This window comes from Ilumatobacter sp. (assembly GCF_041688325.1).
In the GTDB taxonomy this organism is placed as follows: Bacteria; Actinomycetota; Acidimicrobiia; order Acidimicrobiales; family Ilumatobacteraceae; genus Ilumatobacter_A.
In genome coordinates this window covers 1-2,140 of the sequence record NZ_JBDNIJ010000080.1, presented here as the reverse complement: position 1 = coordinate 2,140, position 2,140 = coordinate 1, and the positions used below count along the sequence as shown (strand labels likewise).

The window sequence follows — 2,140 nt, the reverse complement described above, 5'->3', positions numbered from 1 at the left end:
GGTCCGGCATGGTCGAGATGAACGGCAAGTCGCGTTCGGCCGGTTCGCCGTTTGGTGGTTACCGCCAGTCCGGCAACGGACGTGAGGGCGGCACGTGGGGTCTGGAAGAGTTCCTTGAAGTGAAGGCGGTCAGCGGATGGGTGTGAGCACCCGGCCCGACGGAGCGCTCACGATGAAGGCAGCGGTGTGTCGCGAGTTCGGTGCGCCGCTCGTCATCGAGGAACTGTTCATCGACCCGCCCAAGCGCGACGAGGTGCTCGTCGACATCCACGCCGTCGCCATCTGCGCGAGCGACCTGCACGCCAACGACGGGTCCTGGGGCGGAGCGCTCCCCGCCGTCAACGGTCATGAAGCATCCGGCGTCATCGCAGCCGTCGGGCCAGGCGTCGAGTCGGTGGCAGTCGGCGACCGCGTGGTCGTCTCGCTGCTGCGCAATTGCCGTGACTGCTTCTTCTGCCACCGTCACGAGACGCACCTCTGTGAGCGTCGAGCCGATTTCGCCATCGCAACCGAGCACCGGCTCCACGATGCCGACGGCAACGACGTCGTCCAAGGCGTGTACACCGGCGCCTTTGCCGAGCGAACAGTCGTCCATCACTCGCAGGTTGCGCGCATTGCTGACTCGATGGGTTTTGACGTCGCTTCGCTCCTCGCGTGCGGCGTGATCACGGGCTTCGGGGCCGTTACCAACACCGCCGACGTGCTCGCTGATTCGAGCGTGGTCGTTGTTGGTGCCGGAGGGGTCGGGCTCAACTCGATCCAGGGCGCCAGGGTGGCGGGCGCGTCGCCGATCATCGCTGTCGACGTCAGCGACCAGAAACTCGATGACGCCAAGGAGTTCGGCGCCACCGATGTCGTTCGAGCCGACCGGGTCGACGTCGGTGCCGCAGTTGCTGCGATGACCGGTGGGCGCGGCGCTGATTACGTGTTTGTCACTGTTGGCTCGACGGCTGCGATCGAGCAGGCCATTGGCATCGCGCGCAAGGGCGGAACCGTCGTTGTTGTCGGGATGACGCGCACCGGCGACGTCGTGTCGATCGATGGGAGCGGGTTCGCCGGTGATGGCAAGCGAGTGATTGGCTCGTTCATGGGTTCGGCGGACCTTGCGCGCGACCTGCCACGGCTGAGCCAGCTGTACGCAGACGGCGACCTACACCTCGACCAACTCATTACGGCGACATATGCCCTCGATCAGATCAATGAGGCGATTGCATCGACGCGTTCGGGCCAGGCACGCCGCAACGTCATCATCATCGAGCATCCGACTGCTCCTCGTTGAGCCTTGGTCAACTTGTGAGGTAACCGTGAGTATCGACGCGCTCTGATTTCGGCGGTGATTGGTGTGTACGAAGGCAACGAGGTGCAGCGCGCTTTCCGCCGTGAGGGCGGGTCACTGGTTCGCAGCGGTGGCGCCGACATACTCAGTTCTCTGGCAATCCGTGGAGGAACACCACGCCGTCCGGGTTTGTTGGATCACGGGCCGTCGCAGCGTGCCAGCGCAGCGTGCTTGCCTCGACGAATCGGTGGGTGACCGTGGCACCCGTCCAGAAGGTCTCGATCTCGCCGTCGAGATGTCACACGTTCGCGGCGGCAGGGTCGGTCAGAGGGAAACGGGTTCCATTCGGGTGACATCGTCGGCGCGCAGCATCTGCTCGCACAGGACATCGAGTGCGGCGACGCGTGCGGCGGGATCGCGGTTGGCGACGGCGAGGTTGATGAGTTCGTCGGGGTCGTGCTCGAGGTCGTAGAGCGTTTCGTGGCCGTTGCTGTCGCGGCTGTAGCGATGCGTGACGGTCACCACAGTGCGGGTTTTGAGCGGCAACGGCGCACCCGTTTCCGCCGCCGGGAAGTCGTCTTCGACGAAGACGGTGTCACGCACATGCGCCAACGGGTCATCGAGGATCGGCGCCAAGCTGGTGCCCTGCATGCCTTGATACTCGGCGACACCACAGAGATCGAGCAGCGTGTGGGGCAGGTCGATGCTCGCGGCGAGTGACGAGGTGCGAGCCGGTTGGCGACCGGGTGCGCTGATGATGAGTGGCACGCGCAGGCACCCTTCGAAGTGCATGATCAACTTCAGCATCAGGCCGTGATCGCCCATCATGTCGCCGTGGTCGCTGGTGAACACGATGATCGTGTC

At 64.7% G+C, this 2,140-nt stretch carries 3 protein-coding genes; 2 read left to right on the top strand and 1 reads right to left on the bottom strand.

Annotated features, from left to right (window positions below):
* Together ACH2EI_RS05630 and ACH2EI_RS05625 are read left to right on the top strand one after the other, a co-directional pair.
* A partial coding sequence (locus tag ACH2EI_RS05630) for an aldehyde dehydrogenase family protein (protein ID WP_395159401.1) occupies positions 1-146 on the top strand: 146 nt, incomplete at its 5' end.
* The gene (locus ACH2EI_RS05625; protein WP_395159399.1) at positions 137-1,279 is read left to right on the top strand and encodes a Zn-dependent alcohol dehydrogenase; all 1,143 of its coding nucleotides are present in this window, start codon (positions 137-139) and stop codon (positions 1,277-1,279) included. The genes ACH2EI_RS05630 and ACH2EI_RS05625, both read left to right, overlap by 10 nt.
* Positions 1,280-1,600: 321 nt before the next feature.
* Here the strand turns inward: ACH2EI_RS05625 and ACH2EI_RS05620 are convergent.
* Positions 1,601-2,140 (bottom strand): sulfatase/phosphatase domain-containing protein (locus tag ACH2EI_RS05620; RefSeq protein WP_395159397.1); only part of this gene is annotated, 540 nt, incomplete at its 5' end.